General features: G+C 32.0%; 20 protein-coding genes and 1 pseudogene. 4 read left to right on the top strand and 17 right to left on the bottom strand.

What is annotated here, in order from left to right; all coding sequences use genetic code 11:
* Positions 1 to 143 precede the first annotated feature (143 nt).
* Entirely contained in the window at positions 144 to 758 is a 615-nt protein-coding gene (gene srtA / locus N524_RS0107105) for a class A sortase SrtA (RefSeq protein ID WP_029056096.1), read from the bottom strand.
* A gap of 204 nt (positions 759 to 962) precedes the next feature.
* Between srtA and N524_RS0107100 the strand changes: the two genes are divergently transcribed.
* A complete protein-coding gene (locus N524_RS0107100) occupies positions 963 to 1,460 on the top strand; it encodes a GNAT family N-acetyltransferase (protein WP_029056095.1) in 498 nt (165 codons plus the stop codon).
* A 36-nt stretch (positions 1,461 to 1,496) separates the two neighbouring features.
* Here the strand turns inward: N524_RS0107100 and N524_RS13410 are convergent, their stop codons facing one another.
* The 5 genes from N524_RS13410 to xylB all read right to left on the bottom strand — a co-directional run bounded on the left by N524_RS13410 (position 1,497) and on the right by xylB (position 6,449).
* Positions 1,497 to 1,670, bottom strand: a complete 174-nt coding sequence (locus N524_RS13410) for a hypothetical protein (protein WP_096807728.1) — start codon at positions 1,668 to 1,670, stop codon at positions 1,497 to 1,499.
* A 173-nt stretch (positions 1,671 to 1,843) separates the two neighbouring features.
* Positions 1,844 to 2,743 (bottom strand): L-serine ammonia-lyase, iron-sulfur-dependent, subunit alpha, encoded by a 900-nt coding sequence (sdaAA, locus tag N524_RS0107095; protein ID WP_017636553.1) that lies wholly within the window; start codon positions 2,741 to 2,743, stop codon positions 1,844 to 1,846.
* Positions 2,744 to 2,755: 12 nt separating this feature from the next.
* Complete coding sequence (gene sdaAB / locus N524_RS0107090; protein WP_017636554.1) at positions 2,756 to 3,436, bottom strand: L-serine ammonia-lyase, iron-sulfur-dependent subunit beta; 681 nt, start codon at positions 3,434 to 3,436, stop codon at positions 2,756 to 2,758.
* Between the two features lie 2 nt (positions 3,437 to 3,438).
* Positions 3,439 to 4,482 carry a PTS sugar transporter subunit IIC gene (locus tag N524_RS0107085; protein WP_029056094.1) on the bottom strand — a complete coding sequence of 348 codons (1,044 nt, stop codon included), beginning with the start codon at positions 4,480 to 4,482 and terminating at the stop codon, positions 3,439 to 3,441.
* Positions 4,483 to 4,970: 488 nt separating this feature from the next.
* Positions 4,971 to 6,449, bottom strand: coding sequence for a xylulokinase (xylB, locus tag N524_RS0107080; RefSeq protein ID WP_029056093.1), 1,479 nt, complete (start codon positions 6,447 to 6,449; stop codon positions 4,971 to 4,973).
* Between the two features lie 233 nt (positions 6,450 to 6,682).
* On the opposite strand from xylB, the gene N524_RS0107075 reads away from it, so the two are divergent.
* Positions 6,683 to 7,348: an MBL fold metallo-hydrolase gene (locus N524_RS0107075; RefSeq protein ID WP_029056092.1), complete on the top strand. Its 666-nt coding sequence runs from the start codon at positions 6,683 to 6,685 to the stop codon at positions 7,346 to 7,348.
* 7 nt (positions 7,349 to 7,355) lie between these two features.
* On the opposite strand, the pseudogene N524_RS0107070 reads toward N524_RS0107075, so the two are convergent.
* The 6 genes and pseudogenes from N524_RS0107070 to pgsB all read right to left on the bottom strand — a co-directional run.
* A pseudogene (locus N524_RS0107070) lies at positions 7,356 to 7,532 on the bottom strand (IS5/IS1182 family transposase); the annotation flags it as partial.
* Between the two features lie 319 nt (positions 7,533 to 7,851).
* Positions 7,852 to 9,453 (bottom strand): gamma-glutamyltransferase, encoded by a 1,602-nt coding sequence (locus tag N524_RS0107065; RefSeq protein WP_029056090.1) that lies wholly within the window; start codon positions 9,451 to 9,453, stop codon positions 7,852 to 7,854.
* A 2-nt stretch (positions 9,454 to 9,455) separates the two neighbouring features.
* On the bottom strand, positions 9,456 to 9,617 hold the full coding sequence (locus tag N524_RS13405; RefSeq protein WP_017636560.1) for a hypothetical protein: 162 nt from the start codon (positions 9,615 to 9,617) through the stop codon (positions 9,456 to 9,458).
* Positions 9,607 to 10,680 (bottom strand): CapA family protein, encoded by a 1,074-nt coding sequence (locus N524_RS0107055; protein WP_029056089.1) that lies wholly within the window; start codon positions 10,678 to 10,680, stop codon positions 9,607 to 9,609. The genes N524_RS13405 and N524_RS0107055 overlap by 11 nt, the downstream gene beginning before the upstream one ends.
* Before the next feature lie 26 nt (positions 10,681 to 10,706).
* A complete protein-coding gene (pgsC, locus tag N524_RS0107050) occupies positions 10,707 to 11,159 on the bottom strand; it encodes a poly-gamma-glutamate biosynthesis protein PgsC (protein ID WP_002450119.1) in 453 nt (150 codons plus the stop codon).
* A gap of 1 nt (position 11,160) precedes the next feature.
* Positions 11,161 to 12,318, bottom strand: a complete 1,158-nt coding sequence (pgsB, locus tag N524_RS0107045; protein WP_026083444.1) for a poly-gamma-glutamate synthase PgsB — start codon at positions 12,316 to 12,318, stop codon at positions 11,161 to 11,163.
* 453 nt (positions 12,319 to 12,771) lie between these two features.
* Between pgsB and N524_RS0107040 the strand changes: the two genes are divergently transcribed.
* A complete protein-coding gene (locus N524_RS0107040; RefSeq protein ID WP_029056088.1) occupies positions 12,772 to 13,101 on the top strand; it encodes a hypothetical protein in 330 nt (109 codons plus the stop codon).
* Positions 13,102 to 13,157: 56 nt separating this feature from the next.
* Here the strand turns inward: N524_RS0107040 and N524_RS0107035 are convergent, their stop codons facing one another.
* The 4 genes from N524_RS0107035 to N524_RS0107020 all read right to left on the bottom strand — a co-directional run bounded on the left by N524_RS0107035 (position 13,158) and on the right by N524_RS0107020 (position 16,063).
* Positions 13,158 to 14,132, bottom strand: coding sequence for an alpha/beta hydrolase fold domain-containing protein (locus N524_RS0107035; protein WP_029056087.1), 975 nt, complete (start codon positions 14,130 to 14,132; stop codon positions 13,158 to 13,160).
* Positions 14,133 to 14,210: 78 nt separating this feature from the next.
* Positions 14,211 to 15,059 carry a YitT family protein gene (locus tag N524_RS0107030; protein WP_029056086.1) on the bottom strand — a complete coding sequence of 283 codons (849 nt, stop codon included), beginning with the start codon at positions 15,057 to 15,059 and terminating at the stop codon, positions 14,211 to 14,213.
* A gap of 190 nt (positions 15,060 to 15,249) precedes the next feature.
* The gene (locus N524_RS0107025) at positions 15,250 to 15,591 is read right to left on the bottom strand and encodes a thioredoxin family protein (RefSeq protein ID WP_029056085.1); all 342 of its coding nucleotides are present in this window, start codon (positions 15,589 to 15,591) and stop codon (positions 15,250 to 15,252) included.
* Positions 15,592 to 15,655: 64 nt separating this feature from the next.
* Positions 15,656 to 16,063, bottom strand: a complete 408-nt coding sequence (locus N524_RS0107020; RefSeq protein WP_017636567.1) for an acyl-CoA thioesterase — start codon at positions 16,061 to 16,063, stop codon at positions 15,656 to 15,658.
* Positions 16,064 to 16,278: 215 nt separating this feature from the next.
* Here N524_RS0107020 and N524_RS0107015 point away from each other — a divergent pair, with 215 nt between their 5' ends.
* Complete coding sequence (locus tag N524_RS0107015; protein ID WP_029056084.1) at positions 16,279 to 17,334, top strand: zinc-dependent alcohol dehydrogenase family protein; 1,056 nt, start codon at positions 16,279 to 16,281, stop codon at positions 17,332 to 17,334.
* Positions 17,335 to 17,422: 88 nt separating this feature from the next.
* Here the strand turns inward: N524_RS0107015 and N524_RS0107010 are convergent.
* A partial coding sequence (locus tag N524_RS0107010) for an IS3 family transposase (protein ID WP_029056083.1) occupies positions 17,423 to 17,690 on the bottom strand: 268 nt, incomplete at its 5' end.

Genomic DNA, 17,690 nt, shown 5'->3' with positions numbered 1-17,690 from the left:
AACATTTCAAAGACAATGAAGATGACCTATTCAGACTGAAACTATATTCACAATTTGAAATTACTTTCATTATTGAAAAATAAAAATGATGAACACCTTCACCATTGATTCATAAGAAGTTGTTCATCATCTAAATATCTTTTCTATTTAATTTCTTTCGCGACAAATATTTTACGTTTTTCCCAAACTCCAGTTTCTTTATTATAATTATCACAAGTAATCAATGTTAATTGATTTTTTTCACCTTTGTGTTCATCTAATACTTTCACATCAGATGGATCAACATCTCTTATACTTGTCATTTTATATTTTCGTGTCTCATTACCAACTTTAAAGTAAACTTTACTTCCCTTTTTGGCAGCTTTCAAATTAGTAAATTGATAATGTGGTCTGTCAGTAAATGTATGACCTGCAATAGAAATATTTTGATCGCTTAGAGATTCGTTACCTTCCGCAAAGCTAACACCACGATTTAATTGTTCTGGTGTAGCTGGGCCAGGGTAAACTGGCTCTTCAATTTCAGCATCTGGTACTTTAATATATCCAGCCATTTTAGATTTATCCTTAGGAATTTCTGGTGTTTTATCTTTGGAATGTTCACTTTGTTTACTTTCTGTTTTATCATATTTTTCGATTTTATCGCTATTATCTTTTTCATGGAAATAATTATCAATATGAGGTTTAGCAAATAAATATATTGCTACTAATATTAAAATGACACCGACTATAGTCATTAATCGATTTGTCCATTTTTTCATAAATGTTTCTCCTTTAACTAAAAACGATATCATTGAGACCAAATTTAGCTATACTTTTATTTTGCTTTTAGTATATCATTAAACATTGTTCACTACATCATCTTTGAATAAAATTTTGTTTTCATTTAATGATACAAAATTCAAAATATATAAATCTTGCAATCTTTATTTAAATAGTTTCTAATTGATTGAGAGGTGATTAAGATGATTAGAGAAGCGCAAAAATCAGATTTAGAGGCTATATTAACTATATATAATGATGCGATTATTAATACTACTGCAGTATATACGTATGAACCCACAACTATAGAAGAACGTATTCAATGGCTTGAAAATAAAAAACAGAAAAATGAACCTGTTTTTGTTTTTGAAGAAGATAATATCGTTCAAGGATTTGCAACTTATGGTTCTTTCAGAGATTGGCCTGCATACCTATATAGTATTGAACATTCAATTTATGTTCACCCTGACTATAGAAATAGTGGTATTGCGTCACAATTATTATCAAAATTAATTGAGGAAGCACAACAAAGTGGCTATCGTACAATTGTTGCAGGTATAGATGCTTCAAATATAGGTAGCATAAAATTACATGAGAAATTTAATTTCAATCATGCTGGCACTATTAAGCAAGTAGGTTATAAATTTGAACAATGGCTTGACCTTGCTTTTTATCAACTTGATTTATATAACATAAAATGAGATTAAGTCAGATTGAATATCCATTACTTAACCTCACTAGCTTTCCCTATTTTCAATAACAAAACGAATGTAATAAAACATGAACACAATGATCATACTTAGCGATAATGATTTGAATAATAAATTCACCCAAGTTCCCTCTGATGTCCACAAATACGTTATCGTTGTGTTAATGATGAATGCTATAAAAATTAAAGTTAAACGTAGCATTGCACCAGCCCCTTTAAAATTATTTTATTTATTGGGATGTGCAATTGCAATAAGTTTTTTTAATCTTCAGAAAAATAAATGATTATATTTCCATATATTAATAAAAACATATGAAAAAAGCACTTAAGTACCAGAGTTATCCGGCACTTAAGTGCTAAATTATGATTAATGAATTAGTTGTTTTTTACCATATCTTCAGCTTCACCAAAGATTTTACGTTTAATTTCTTCACCAGTTGGTGTTCCTGCTAAACCACCTAAACCAGTTTCACGTAATGATGCTGGTAAATTTCTACCAATTTTATCCATAGCGCTAATCACTTCGTCAACAGGTATTCTACTTTCAACACCTGCTAATGCAAGGTCAGCTGAAATTAACCCATTACCTGAACCAATTGCATTTCTCATAACACAAGGAATTTCTACTAGTCCAGCAACTGGGTCACAAACTAGACCTAACAAGTTACTGATAGCTAATGCCATTGCATGACCTGATGCTTCTGGAGAACCACCAAAAATTGCTACTGCTGCTGCAGCTGCCATTGCTGATGCAGAACCTACTTCTGCTTGGCAACCACCTGTTGCACCTGCAACACTAGCATTATTAGCAACTACTCTTCCGAATAATGCTGCTGTAAATAAGAAATCTACCATTTGATCTTCAGTAATATTATGCGTTTTTTCTAATTTAAATAGTACGCCTGGGATTGTACCCGACGATCCAGCTGTAGGTGTTGCACAAATGATACCCATTGCTGCATTGACTTCATTAGTTGCTACCGCACCTTTAACTGCTTCAATCATTTCATGACCTGATAGCGCATGATTATTTTCGTTATAATCACGTAGTTTTGCTGCGTCATGTCCAGTATAGCCTGTAACACTTTCTACACCTTCGCCCGTAGTACCTTTAACTACAGCATCTCTCATTACTTCTAAGTTTTGTCTCATGTTTTCACGTACTTCATCACGTGAAAGTCCTTTAAGTTCCATTTCTTCTTGGATCATGATTTCTGCAAAGGACATATCTTTTTCAACTGCATAATCTATAGTTTCTCTAATTGAATCAAACATTTTGAATCCCCCTTAATTAATATAGGAAACGGTAAAATCACTGTATTTGTCTCTTAATGTGTCTAATGCTGATTCTTTGATTGCTTTATTTAATGGTAACACTACTAAGCTTTTATCATCATTAATTTGAGTTAATTCATCTTTGTATTCAATTGACATATCGTTTAAATCGTTAATTAAATGATTGATTTGCGCTTTATCTGCCGGTCCATCTACAGTTAAAATCGGTAAACCATGATTCATTTTCGTTTCTAAACCATTAACATGGATACCTTTTATCTTGATAGTTCCGCCACCAATTGAAATACCGATAACTTCTATATAGCGTCCGTTTGCATCTTTAGCTTTGATGAAAGCACAGTTTGGATGTTCTCCAATACTTTCTCCTTCATCTTCAATAATTTCTACTTCAATGCCTTCTTCTTCTGCGATGTCTAATGCTTTTTTAATTCTATTATCAAATGTACTATAACCCATTGCACCACCGACAACTGCAACATCTGTGCCATGCCCTTGATGTGTTTTGGCAAATGATTCATAATAACGAATTTCTAAACTTTTAGGTACATCGCCTAAAACTGCTCTTGCTGAGTTTCCGATTTTTACTGCTCCGGCTGTGTGAGAGCTTGATGGACCCATCATAACTGGTCCAATAATGTCAAACGCACTTTGATAATCATAGCTTTTAGCCATCACTAAACACTCTCCTTAAGTTTGTTCTTTTTGCTCGGTACATTTAAACTTAAATTCATTAAATTGAATTTTTTAATAATCATACTCATGATAAACGCTAGTATTATACTTACAATAGCTACAATTACAATTGTAATAATCGCTCTAACTGGTTGGTTGAAACCGAATAATACGATCGCACCAGCAATTGGTGTTGCCATACCTTTAACGCCGATGACTACGCCCATAAATGTCACGATACAAGCGTTAACCATACCTATTATTGCATTTGAACCGTAAAGCTGTACTGGATATTGTGCGATTAAATCAATTTGAGTTAATGGTTCAATACCAACTGCAAATGCTTTAGATTTACCACCAATTTGTAATCTACTGAATAATACGTAGTTTACAAATGAACTTCCCATACATGTCATTGCACCAATTGCCATCGGTACTCCTGTTAGTCCTAATAAGCTTGTTAATACCATTGAACTTAATGGTGTCATACCTGTTACTGGTATTACGAGTCCTAAGATAATTGCTAGTGCATATGGGTTATTGTCGCCAACTGAAGTTACCGCACTACCAATTTGTTTAAGTGTAGCCATTACTCCTGGTGTAATAACGCTTGCTAAACCAAATGTAATTGCTGGAGCCAATAAAATAACAACAATTAAATCTAGTCCTTCTGGAACTTTTTTCTCTATTAATTTAATTCCAAAAGCCACAATATACGCTGCAATAAATGCTGGTAATAATTTGAAATCATGTAATACTAAACCAACAATAACTGCAAACACTGGAGATACGCCTAAATTTAAACAAGTTAGTATACCTACTGCTATACCACTTAAGCTTCCTGCTAAATCACCAATTTCTTGCAAAAATTTAATGTGGAATACGCCACCAATTGCATAACTTAAAAACGCTTGAGGTAAAAACGTTGCACAAGCAGCTCCTGATAAAGCTTGCAACCCCTGTTTACCATATGGCGCGAATTTTAAGAATAGCGTCATAATTACAAGTACTAATACTAAAGTACCCACTCCTAAGATAATATTCATTTCCCCAAAACCTCACTTTTATATTTTTAAGCCATAGTTATCGTACACCCTTAAGAAAGCGATTTCAACAACTAAAAAGGTTTAATTAAGACTAAAATGTGAAATCATTCACGAATTAATTGTAAAATGCACATTATATAAACTTAATACGTTTATATAGTAATTCTATTAGTGGTTTGTATTTTACATGAAAATAACTCTAATTGTAAAATCACTCTATTTCGTGTAACATTTTTACAACCATAATGGCGACTTAACTATTCTAACGCTTATACACTAAATTTGTAACAAATTGCTCGCAATTTTTTAGAGATTTTTATCACAAATTTGTGTAATAAATATTTATAAAGTGAATTCTTACATTATACTGAGGTTTTACACTTAATCAAAACGTTTCATACCTTCTCATTCCATTAATAATTACCATAATTAAATAAAACGGCGTGGTTACAAATTTCATTTTGCACCACACCACTTCATAATTTATATTATCGAATTAACTTTGCTGTTATGTCTTTAGTTTGTTTATAGATATCTTTATATATATTGAAATAATATTGATATTGATGATGTCTGTCTTTATTAGGTTCGAACGTTGTATCTGTTTGAATAAATTGCTCAACACATTCTTCAATAGAGTTATACCAACCTAATCCATATGCTGCAAGTATAGCAGCTCCCATGCTTGGTCCTTCTTCGTGTTTTAATTTTTTAACTGATGCATTGAAAACATCAGCTTGTAATTGTAACCAAAAATCACTTTTTGATCCGCCACCGATAGAAACTACGGCATTTATGTCTTTACCTTCTTGTCGAATCAATTGTATAGATTCATACAGTGAATACGTAATGCCTTCAATCGTTGCTCTAACAAAATCTGAATGTTGATGTTGATCACTGATACCAATAAAACTTCCTCTAATTAGTGCATCACCATGTGGTGTACGTTCTCCAGCTATATATGGGGTAAATAGCAATCCATTGGCACCTATCCTAGATTGTGATGCTAGTTTTATAAGGTTGTCGAAGCTTTCATTTTCAAAGAACGTATCTTTTAACCAATTTAAACTATGACCTGCTGCTAAAGTTACGCCCATCGCATAATAAGTGTTAGGAATCGCATGATTAAAGAAATGAAGATTATTTCCATATTCTGTTACACTTTGATGTTCTACATTTAATATTACACCTGACGTACCAATACTACACAACGTTTCTCTATCATGAATAATACCTGCCCCTAAGGCACCACATGCATTGTCTGCACCACCAGCAAAAACAGCTACGTCTTCATTTAAACCTAACTCACTAGCAATTGAAGGTAATAAATAGCCTACACTCTCATGTGAATTAATAAGTGGCGGATATATATCACCAATTTCAAACTTATCGCCAATATCTTTATTCCATTGATTAGTCTTAGGATCTAATAACAATGTTCCAGCAGCGTCACTATATTCCATATGTATTTGACCAGTAAGTCGATAACGCAAATAATCCTTAGGTAACATAAAACGATCAACCTGTTTCCAAATATCTGGCTCATGTTGTTGCACCCATAACATCTTTGGTAATGTGAACCCTTCTAAAACAGGGTTACCATTTACTCTATTACCTAATTTGTTGATAATTTGCTTACATTGCTCTGAATTTCTTGTATCATTCCATAATATTGCGTTTCGTAATACGTTACTTTGTTGGTCAATCATGACTAAACCATGCATTTGTCCTGAAAATGACATACCTTTGACTACGGTATCTTTCATTTTAGAAGATGCTAGTAAACTAGAGATGGCATCTTTTGTTGATTGAAACCATTCTTCAGGATCTTGTTCGCTGTAACCATTATGTTCTTGTATTAATGATAACGATGAATTGGTCACATCAAGAACATTACCTTGTCGATTTACTGCTATCACTTTAACAGAACTTGTGCCTAAATCTACTCCGAGAACTATTTCATCCATTTATCTCACACCTTTTATTTTATAACATTAAACAATCTAGTTACTGGTGTTGCCTTAGATAATCAATACAACTCTATCTAATTAATATTTCATACTGTTTCATCTTAATATACACACTAAAAACTGTCTATTTAATGTTAATGAGACTTGTTATTCATTAATAAGAATCTTTCAAAATAAAAAGGGTAAATATAATAAATCAAATTAAATCTACTCACAAAGGATGAATGTATATGAATCATAATCAATTTGAACATTTAAAATATATTGATGTGGGACTTTATGCAACACCAACAACTGAATTACCTTTCGACTCTAGATTTGAATTTAAATCATTAGTTTTACAACGAGATTCTGAAAATGTCATCATTTATCACTCTTCTCATTTGAAAGAATCAGAAAAGGATATTAACGCTTTAGGCGGTGCAGATAAAGTGTTAATGAATCACGATCATGAATCTTTAGGTGGTAGCAAAAGCATTGATGTACCTTATTTTATAAATGAAAATGATGCTTCAGCTTTAAAACCTAGTATTCCTGTCGAAGGTTATCTAAATCAACGCGAAATGTTATATGATGATTTAGAAGTGATTCCAGCCCCTGGCCATACACTTGGAACAACATTATATTTATGGGATAATGGTAAACATCGCTATTTATTCACTGGTGATTTCCTATGCTTTGAAGGTGATCAATGGCGTACAGTTATTCTAGGTTCAAGTGACAGAGAACAATCAATACAGAGCCTTGAAATGATTAAAGAATTAGACTTCGATGTACTTGTTCCTTGGGTCACAATCAAAGAAGGACCACTTGCCTACTATGTAAAAAATGATGAAGAAAAGCGCCAACAAGTCCAAAATATTATTGATCGAGTACGTAATGGTGAAAATGTTTAATAAAGTATAAAAGAAAAATAGGGTGATATGACGTAGCATCACGATAATGTTTGAATTCATCGAATTCATTAAGTTGAATTGTTTCAACGATTTCATTAACATGTCGCGACATATCATTTGTGGGAATATGGACTGAAGTTTCCATAGGTAGCGTATGTTGAATCATGTTATAATCTTTATACATAAGTCACTTCGTTTATTTAGTTTAGTGATGTTTATTAAATTATACGAAAGTGCTTTATTTTCCCAAAGTGTTTTAATGTAAAATTACATATAAATACGTAGTATTTATGGCAAGACTCCTGAGGGAACAGTACTAGTTGAAGACCTTAGAAATTCTCACAGATTTATCTGTGTAGTATTTCTGGCTGAAACTGTACCCTCGGAAAGTGTAGACATACAATACGAAGTATTGGGTATAAAGTAAGCACTAAGATGATTAAAATAAATCATCTTAGTGCTATTATTTTAGTATTTATTTCACAGCCTGTTGTAGATATATCTTATCTGTTACCAACGTCTGAACCGACGTCTACTTTCTTACTTTTCTTGTCGTATACTGCTCCTTGTACACTACCAAAGTTTGGATCATTTCGTTTTTCCTTCACACCATATCCAAGATTTTTGAAAATCTCTAAGTCTTCGTCACTCGTAGCATTTTCATAATAAATGGTACCACCATCATTGTAGAATCTTGGTTTGTCGACCGCTTCTTGTAAGGTACCGTCACCTCTTAAATAATCGACAATGACTTCATTTAACATTGTTGGAATTTTGTTACCACCAGGAGTACCAATACCCATATAGAAGTCTGTACCTACTATAATTGATGGCGAAATAAATGAACGTGGTGCTTTATGTTTTTCACCATAGTTAGGACTTGCTTGAGATTTAGAGAAGTCTCCTAATGAGTTGTTCATATAGAAACCTTCCTTCATAAAGTCACCTGAACCAAAGTAACTTGATAATGTATTGGTAGTACTCGCAACTTTACCTTGCTTATCAATAACAACAAAGTGTGTTGTACTAGTATTATCTGTTTGAATTGGATTAAAATCACTTCCACCTTCAGCTGTTGTACCTACATTTACTTTGTTCAATTCACCTAGTAAATAATCATCTGATAAATGTTCTTCGCTACTAGGTTCCGCACCATTTACAATGTCACGATTGCTATACATAACATCACGAGATTCTAATATACCTTTAATGTAGCTATTACGATCAGCAGTACCTTGATTTTCTTGTTCATCTATTTTTAATCCTTGTAGTGTCAATGTTCCTCCTAGAGGATTTGAAGCTGAATAAACTTTGTTTCCTAAGTACTCTGTACTTACTGGTTCTTTCTTTTCAGTTTTAAATGTATTGAAATCTTTCTCTGTTAATTGATTATCCAATTGTTTAGAGATACTTTTACCTACATCTTTATAGAAATAATCTGGACCTTTATCACGAATTTTCTTCAATGTATCCGCTAGTTTATCTTGTTTAACAACATCGCCTTCACGGACCGTTTTCTTACCTTTAAAGAATGGTGAATTACGATCAATTTTAGAACCATATATTTTCAAACTACGTTCTAATTCTGAATCTACTTCAAATCCATCTTCAGCAAGTGGAATAATATAACCAAAGAGTTTCTTCTCATCCATCTTACCTTCTTTTTCATGCATATCATGCATACCTCTTACGAAACCAGGCGTACCAATTTTATCTCCTTGTTTATAGTTATAAGAAGAATATGTTTTATATTCATATAAATTTGGTACTTGGCCTTCTGTACCATCATAAGTTAATGTGGCGCCACCACCACCTAGACCAGATGAATGAGGTTCAGTAACCGCTAATGCATATGATACTGCGAAAGCAGCGTCTGTTGTATTTCCACCATCTTCAATAACCTTGTTACCTATTTTAGTAGCAATCGCATTGTTAGATGCCACACCATAGTTTTTATTTCCAGCCTTTTTATGATTTGTTATTTTGTTCTCGTATAGTTTATCTTTATCAATCTTTTCATCTTTCGTAAAATAGTAAAATACAAACGAAATAATGATGGTCAAGATTAATATGACAGTCAAGGTTGCTTTATTATATATGTTCATTCCTAACTTGCCCCTTTTGAAAGATATTGCTGTTCTCCATTTTTCAATTCTTGCTGTTCATAACTATCTAAACCTTCATTTGCTCTTGCGAATATGACGAGTAGGAAAATAATTACTACAATAACGATTACAGTGATCGGCAGCCAATGTTTTTTAATATTCAAATGTATAACCTCCATCGTCAGCTTTTTTTAAATCAATTGATTGGTCTTTAATATTATTGTAAAAGCGTCTTTGGTCCATTTTGTTCATATCATCTTCAGAAATTTTACCGTCTTTCGATTGAATTGGTGTGAGATGGAACTTATGTTTTTTATCTTTCCAATCATCTTGTACAACCATACCTTTTTGATTTTTCGATAAGAAATCATCTGATGTTGTATTTCCCAGGCTATAAAAAATAGGAGTGTTCTTGTATTTTTCGACTTTTTGAATAACTGAATTATGTCCAATAATCACATCTGCTCCTGCTTTGGATAAAGCATACGCATATTCTTTTTGACGATCTGTAACATTTCTTTCGTTTGGAATTCCCCAGTCAACATTAACTACTACATAATCATTATTTTGTTTTAATTTTTTAATTAATGGATAAAAAATGTCTGGATCCAAACTGATAGATGTCGTATTTTTAAGTGGTTCTGCATAATTTGATTCTACATCTGTAAATGATACATTAGCTATTTTCTTACCTTTAACATCTTGTTGCACGGTTTTACTATTAATAGGGTTAGAACCATTCCCCGTTAGGAAATTATACCCAGCTTGCGATTCTACCTTTTCCATCAAGTCTCTTGCAGTAACATTATCCGCAGTCTGATTAATTAAATTTACACTTTTAATGTTCTGCTTTTTCAAGAACATGATGTTTTCTAAATTTTTCTCAATCTCTTTCTTAGAATCTTTAGCAAAGTCATTCAATAACAATGAGGCCGTTGAAAAGTCACTATTCTTCAGTGGCTCTTGTAACCCTGAAAATACACTATTGAGATTATTTTGACGTATATGTTTATTTAATGTGATATTACCCAAATAGGTCATGCGAACGCTGTTTGGATCTTTTGCATCACTTTTCACAGGTACCACTTTAACTGCGCGAATAGCGAAGACTATTAATACTAAAGCGATAAGAAGAACTATGGCTGTGTATAAAGTGTTTCTACGTTTATGACGTTTAGATTGTTTGAGCAACCATTCGCTTGGTGTTAATCGTTTTTTCTTTTTCATTGTAATTACGCGCTCCTTGTTCTTGATTAATTAATAAAACTGTATAAGAACAAGATGACATATGTAATACATGTTAATAACATAGTAGATGATAATGTTATTACAACACCTTGTTTTTGAATTGTGTTCGCGATGATACCAGGAATAACTACCCCAATACCAGACACTTCGACCATTTCAAATGGGGTTAATGGATATATCAAATCAAATATAAATTTTAATACCATACCTGTTAAAATCATGGCAGCGAATTTTCTTCTACCATATAAAATAACCCATTTACTAATACCGTTGTTTACAATAAAGAATGTTAAACAACTGATAATTAATACTGATAAAAGCATGATGGGTTGATCAAAAATTAATGCTAAATAACCAGGTACTACCAGTCCTGCTGGATTAATACCAAATTTCTCAGCGAATATAAGACTGAGAACAACACCTACAAATAAGGAGAAATATAATTCTGAACCTATCATTTTATTCTATCCCTTCTATGAATTCCGCTATTCTTCCACCTGGTCCGTGTATGTTACCTACACAAAAGACAAGTGCATTGTCCGCTTCTTTCATAATAGCTTTTTCTATTTCTGTAAAATCTTGTCCTTCAAAATTTAAATATTTCTTATCAGGTAATCGATGCATCAAATCTGATACCATTTGTGTACTTTTTCCGGTACAGATAAGCGTATCGTATTCCACATCTTCTAAGAAATCTTCAACAAACAATTTAGTTCTATCAATTCTATCTGAACGACAATTTAATATGACGATTTTCTTACTATAAGGATAATTGTATGATTCTACTTTATTTAATATCGCTTTCGTAGATTTTGGCTCATTAGCAGCAAATGCATTAACAAAAACATTTTTCGTGTTATTTGCATGGAAATATTTAATTCTAACTGCACCTGGATCTGCAGGCGCATTTAACATTCCTTCTAACGCTGTTTCACTATCAACGCCTACTGCTTGGGCAATGCCTAATACAATAGCCACATTATCTGGAAAGACTAAATAATCAAATTTTCTTAAGTATGATTCAGGTATTTTATCTTTATCAACAACAATTAATTCTGTTTTACGTTTTTTAGCTTCTTTAGCAAAAAAGTCTGTAAACTCATCTTTCATAACAACCAATTTCCCTTTATAAGGAATGGTTGCGGTAAACGCTTGTGCTACATCTTTTAGTGTCGGTCCTAATACATCCATATGGTCTTCCATTACATTAACGATAACGCCCACGTTAGCTTTTACTAAGTCCTTCTGGAATGTAATTTGATAGTCAGGATTGACAGCCATACATTCATTTACAAGTGCATTGGCTTTTTGTTTAACAACTTTACGAATGATATCTCTTTGTTCACCTATATTGGCACCTTGAGGTTTTCTTATTACTGGATACTCTTTTTGAGTAAACCAATACATCATTCGTGCGTCTGTTCCTGTTGTTTTCCCTATGACTCTATAGTGATCTTCTCTCAATACACTATATGCCATTCGAGTAATAGTTGATTTACCTCGAATACCATTAATATTAATTCGTATAGGGATTTTCTTAAGTCGATTCGCATGGCGCCTTTTTTCTTTAATACCTAGCCATAGAATCAACACAACACATATTGTTATGAGAATCACGCTACAATCCCTCTCTTTTCTATGTATATTGAATTGTTAATGGAATGGAAATTTATTTTTCTCTATAAAGTATGAAAAAAATCTATCCAATTATTAAAACGCTTCCATTAATATAAATCTTATAAAAACAATTAATCAAAAGTCAATATATATTAAATATTCACTTAAAACTTAAAATAAAAAATTACTTATCTATAACTTATAGTAGTAGACTATCATTTGGTTATTGATTCAGTTTTAACTCTTTTAATTAACCATTAAAATAATGTAAATAAATGTAAAGGCTTACTTGAAGAATAGGACATATTGTTAATCATTTAGACTGTATTTGGTTACTAGCCTTGACATACCTTGTATTGAGAAAGACATATATTTTTTACTAGGAATTTACATTAAATTAAAAAACAAATGTTAAATTAAGAGTGTAGTTACTCAGACCTTAGGAGGAGAAGAATGGAAAAGTCAGTTAAATTTGCTATTGGAATTTATTTAGCAGCTATTTTAATAGTGACAACACTTTACTTATCATTCATTCTAGTTGGAAGTTTACAAGGAAAAGACATGAGCAATTCTGTATTAGATACAGATCACACTAAAATAAATAATAAAACACGTAATAGCGATGAAGCCGTAGACTCTAGTTTAAAAAATGAAGATGCTTCATCAAAAGAACATTCATATACATCTACAAATTATAAAAATGTTGATTCTAAAGACTCAAATCAGCATCAATCAAAACAAATAGATAACAAAACAGCGAATTCAAATTATCAAACATATTGATAAATGAATTCGCTGTTATACTCAATGTAAACCCACTCATTTTATAAGGAGTAGGGTTATTTTTTTATAATAATTTGTTTAAGTTGATTCAAGACGTCTTCTCTTTCCGGAAGAGGAAATATAGGATAAATATGAAACAAATTGTCACCTTGTATAAATTCATGTTCAATCCCTTTTTGATCAAGCATTTGGGATAATTTAAGCGCGTCAGGATATAATGTTTCTTTAGTACCTATGACAATAGTCAAGTGACCGAGATGGTTTATATCACCATTAATAGGTGAAATTCTATAGTCATCTAAAGGCGTATCCCCTGCCCATAAACCTGCTAAGTATTTACTTCCATCAATACCTAACATTGGGTCTATTTGTTCATATTTTTTCGTTTCTGGATTACTAAATGTAGCATCTAACACAGGTGATAATAATACAATATGTCCTGGTTGTGGTAATGATCTATCATTTAATGATTGTGCAAATGATAAGGCAATTTGACCACCTGCTGAATCACCCATAACAATAAGTTGATCCGGATTATCTACTTTATTAAGTAAATTTTGATAAATTTTATGGAGGAGTACCTCTGTCGTTATATAATCTCTATGTGGCACTTTAGGATATATAGGCATTACTATTTTAGCGTCTAACGTTTCTGCAAGTAAGTCTATAAATTCAAAGTGATAATCTAAAGGATCTTGAAACCAAGCGCCACCATGAATATATAATACTGTCCTTTGTTGTCGGTCACCTTGATTGTTAACAACATAAACTAATGAACCAAAGTAATCTTGGATACTAACGTTATGGTTAAATTCATATTCAGTACCTGCATACTTACCCGCAGTTTCATCTTTGGTCTTTTCAAGTGCTTTTTTAGCGCCTTCAACACTATCGAACGTGCTTTTCATTCCATTTAATCGCATCATTTTTTCTTGAACGAAACTACGATAACTTCTCTGTTCTTTGACTTTAGCGAATAATATACTACCTACTAAAGTAGAACTTATCACAGCTAGAACTTTCTTGAACATTGAAATCCACCTCCTTTATCCTTTACTTCTATAATATAATAATTTCGAATTTTTCGCGTTATAAAAGTCTTTTTAAGTTTATTTAATATTCATAAATCCGTTACCTAAAACGTCTCTTACATCATGAATAACAAGAAATGCATTGTCATCATAACGGTTAACAATTTTCTTTACTGTAGCAATCTGACTTTGAGATACTACTGCATATAATATATCTGTATTATCTAATTGATAAGCACCTTTACCATCTAACAATGTTGATCCTCTTCCAGTAGCTTGGTATATTTCAGAACTAATATCTTTATTATGATCTGAAATAACTGTTACTGCTTTTTTAGGATTAAATCCTTCTACTACAAATGCCATCGTTTTTTCGACAATAAATAGCATAACGATTGTATATAGTACATTAATGATAGGCAACACTAGTAAAAATGATAGTACTACCAATGCGTCTAATATAAATAACGCTTGGGATGTTTTAACTTCTGAATATTTACTTATAATACGTGCAATGACCGATGTACCACCTAATGTACTTCGTGATGCAATAACTAGGCCTGAACCTATACCGATTAATACACCAGCAAAGACTGCATTAATAAAGTTTTCATTAATTCCTAAACTAAAACTTTTAGTTAAATCTAAGAAAATGGAGCTGGCTGTAATCGTAATCACTGTATAAATTGCCGTCGTTTTACTCAAATATTTCCAACCAATGATAATTAAAATAGCATTAATGAGGAAAGATGTAAGCGCCGGTGATAAACCTAGGGTATATTTTAATACAAGAGACATACCAATAGCGCCGCCCTCACCAAGGTTACCAGGTATCACAAAACTATTTACACCGAGCGCAATTAATAGTGTTCCTACAAGACAGAAAACTGTATTTTTAATATGATAAGTACGAGAATGTTTTGCCATTTTAGCCTCCTTCTGTAACACTGCTTAAATCGTTACTATCGTATTTTTATATAAAAATTTCACACGTTTTCTATCATAACACTTAATTATTACACGTCCCACCAACTCGGGTTAAATCGTATAATGAGAATTTAGTATATAAAAAAACACTCGAACATTAATTTCATTCGAGTGTCTGTAAACCTATTTATTATTTTGAACTTTCGTATATTTGTTCATACATCGGTGTTAACTGGCGTTCAAATTTTTGTAAATCAATAAACCTACCTTGTCTATGCATTTCTTTACCATTCAAAAATACTAAATCTACAGGTACGGTAAAAATAGATAATTCTCCTGCAATATCTGTTACTTCATTTTGATTAATAATAGCTAATTTCACTTGAGGAAACGTTTCTTGTAATAAATCTTTCACTTGAGGTAACACGGCATGACAAACACTACAGTGATCTTTCATCACATGAACTACAACTAATGGATGTTGATTAATGAAAGTTTTAAATTGTGCTACATCTCGAATTGTCTCAGTCATATCATACACCCTCTCGAGTTAAAATTAGTACAGATCATCTTTAATATAAGTACGAATTTTCACTTTATTTCATTATATCTTGAAAAACTTGAGGTAACTTCGTTATTTTTTGCTTTTCTAAATCATAAAAACCACCTGTTTGGTAACCTATACAATGTACTTTATCTTCAGATGAGATTTCAAATTTGAATATCCATTTCATTTTACTTGCTTTAATCATCCAACAACGTGCTCTCGGTCTATCGTGTATCGTTACTGGTACTTTATAATCCGCTTCCGTTTTCATTAAAATTGGTGAAATGCCTTTAGATATCATTTCTGAATAATTCATATATTGATTAATAAAAATGGTACGTAAATCTTCAAACCATCTTATAAACACGATATTACTTACAATCCCCATTGCATCAATATCATATCCATTTACTTCTATCTCTGTATCAACAATTAATTTGCCTTCTTCAGTATCCATTATTAATTTCTCCCTTATATCTATATTCATGTCTATTTTAAGCTATTTAAACATTATTTTCATCTTTGTGGACTTTACCATGTTTACCGGGTCTCTTTTTTATAACTATATTATTCTATTATTTATAATCATTATTTTAATAGAAAACAATTCAAAAATTTTTAATTATGGTATAATAGATGTGAAATCATTCACATTAAAATGGAGAGATTCCTATGAAAGCCTATAATTACTCAAAACCTGGTGTAGCAAAGTTAATTGATAAGGAAAAGCCAGTCATTACAGAAAGTACTGACGCTATTATTAGAATGGTCAAAACGACTATTTGTGGTACAGACTTACACATTATCAAAGGTGATACTCCAGAAGTACCTGAAAATACAACACTTGGTCACGAAGGTATCGGTATTGTTGAATCAGTTGGATCTAATGTGAACAACTTTAAAGTTGGAGATAAAGTCATTGTCTCTGCAGTATCTTCTTGTGGTAAATGCTATTACTGTAAAAAAGGCATTTATGCACACTGTGAAAATGACGGTGGATGGATTTTAGGACATTTAATTAATGGTACACAGGCAGAATATGTTAAAGTTCCTTTTGCAGATAACTCGTTATATCATGCACCTGACTCATTACCAGATGAAGCTTTAGTTATGCTTTCAGATATTTTACCAACTGGTTATGAGATTGGTGTATTAAAAGGAAAGGTTAAACCCGGTAGTACTGTAGCTATTGTTGGTGCTGGACCAGTCGGTTTAGCTACATTATTAACTGCACAATTCTATTCTCCGTCAAAAATTATTATGATTGATTTAGATGATAACCGTTTGGAAACTGCTAAATCACTTGGCGCGACACATACTATCAATTCTAGTAATGTTGAACAAGCTATTAAAGAAGTCTATGAGCTCAATCATCGAGGCGTCGATGTCGCTATTGAAGCTGTAGGTATTCCTCAAACGTTTGATTTATGTCAAAAATTAATTGGTGTCGACGGTACAATTGCTAATGTCGGTGTTCACGGTTTACCAGTTCAATTTGATATCGACAAATTATGGATCAAAAATATCAATGTCTCTACTGGTTTAGTTTCAGGTAATACTACAGAAGAACTATTAGAAGCATTAAAAAGTAAAATCATTCAACCTGAACAACTAGTTACTCACTATAGTAAGTTAAGCGAGATTGAAAACGCATATGATTTATTTAGAAATGCTACTGACCATAAAGCGATTAAATTATTAATTGAAAATGATATTACAGAAGCATAATCCTTTAGATATAAAATAGACTGTGACATGAATCCTAAAATAATAGCACTAAGATGATTGTACTGAACCCCAAAAGTTGTACTCTGGTTTAGTATACTATTTTAAAGGTTTGTTTCCTATATTGCTTAGGAGACAAGCCTTTTAATTTTGCTTTAATTCTTGTATTGTTATAAAAATTGATATATTTATGAATAGATTGTTCTAATTCTTGGAATGTTTCAAATGATTGTCCATAATACATTTCTTGTTTTAATAACCCAAAGAAGTTTTCCATTGAGGCATTATCTAGGCAATTTCCTTTTCTAGACATACTTTGAAATACATCATGTTCTTTTAATGACTCAATATAGTTTCTA

Origin of the sequence: Staphylococcus sp. URHA0057 (genome assembly GCF_000620265.1) — a bacterium.
GTDB lineage: Bacteria > Bacillota > Bacilli > Staphylococcales > Staphylococcaceae > Staphylococcus > Staphylococcus pasteuri.
The sequence above is the reverse complement of the archived record's forward strand: the minus strand, read 5'-3'. Positions and strand labels throughout refer to the sequence as shown.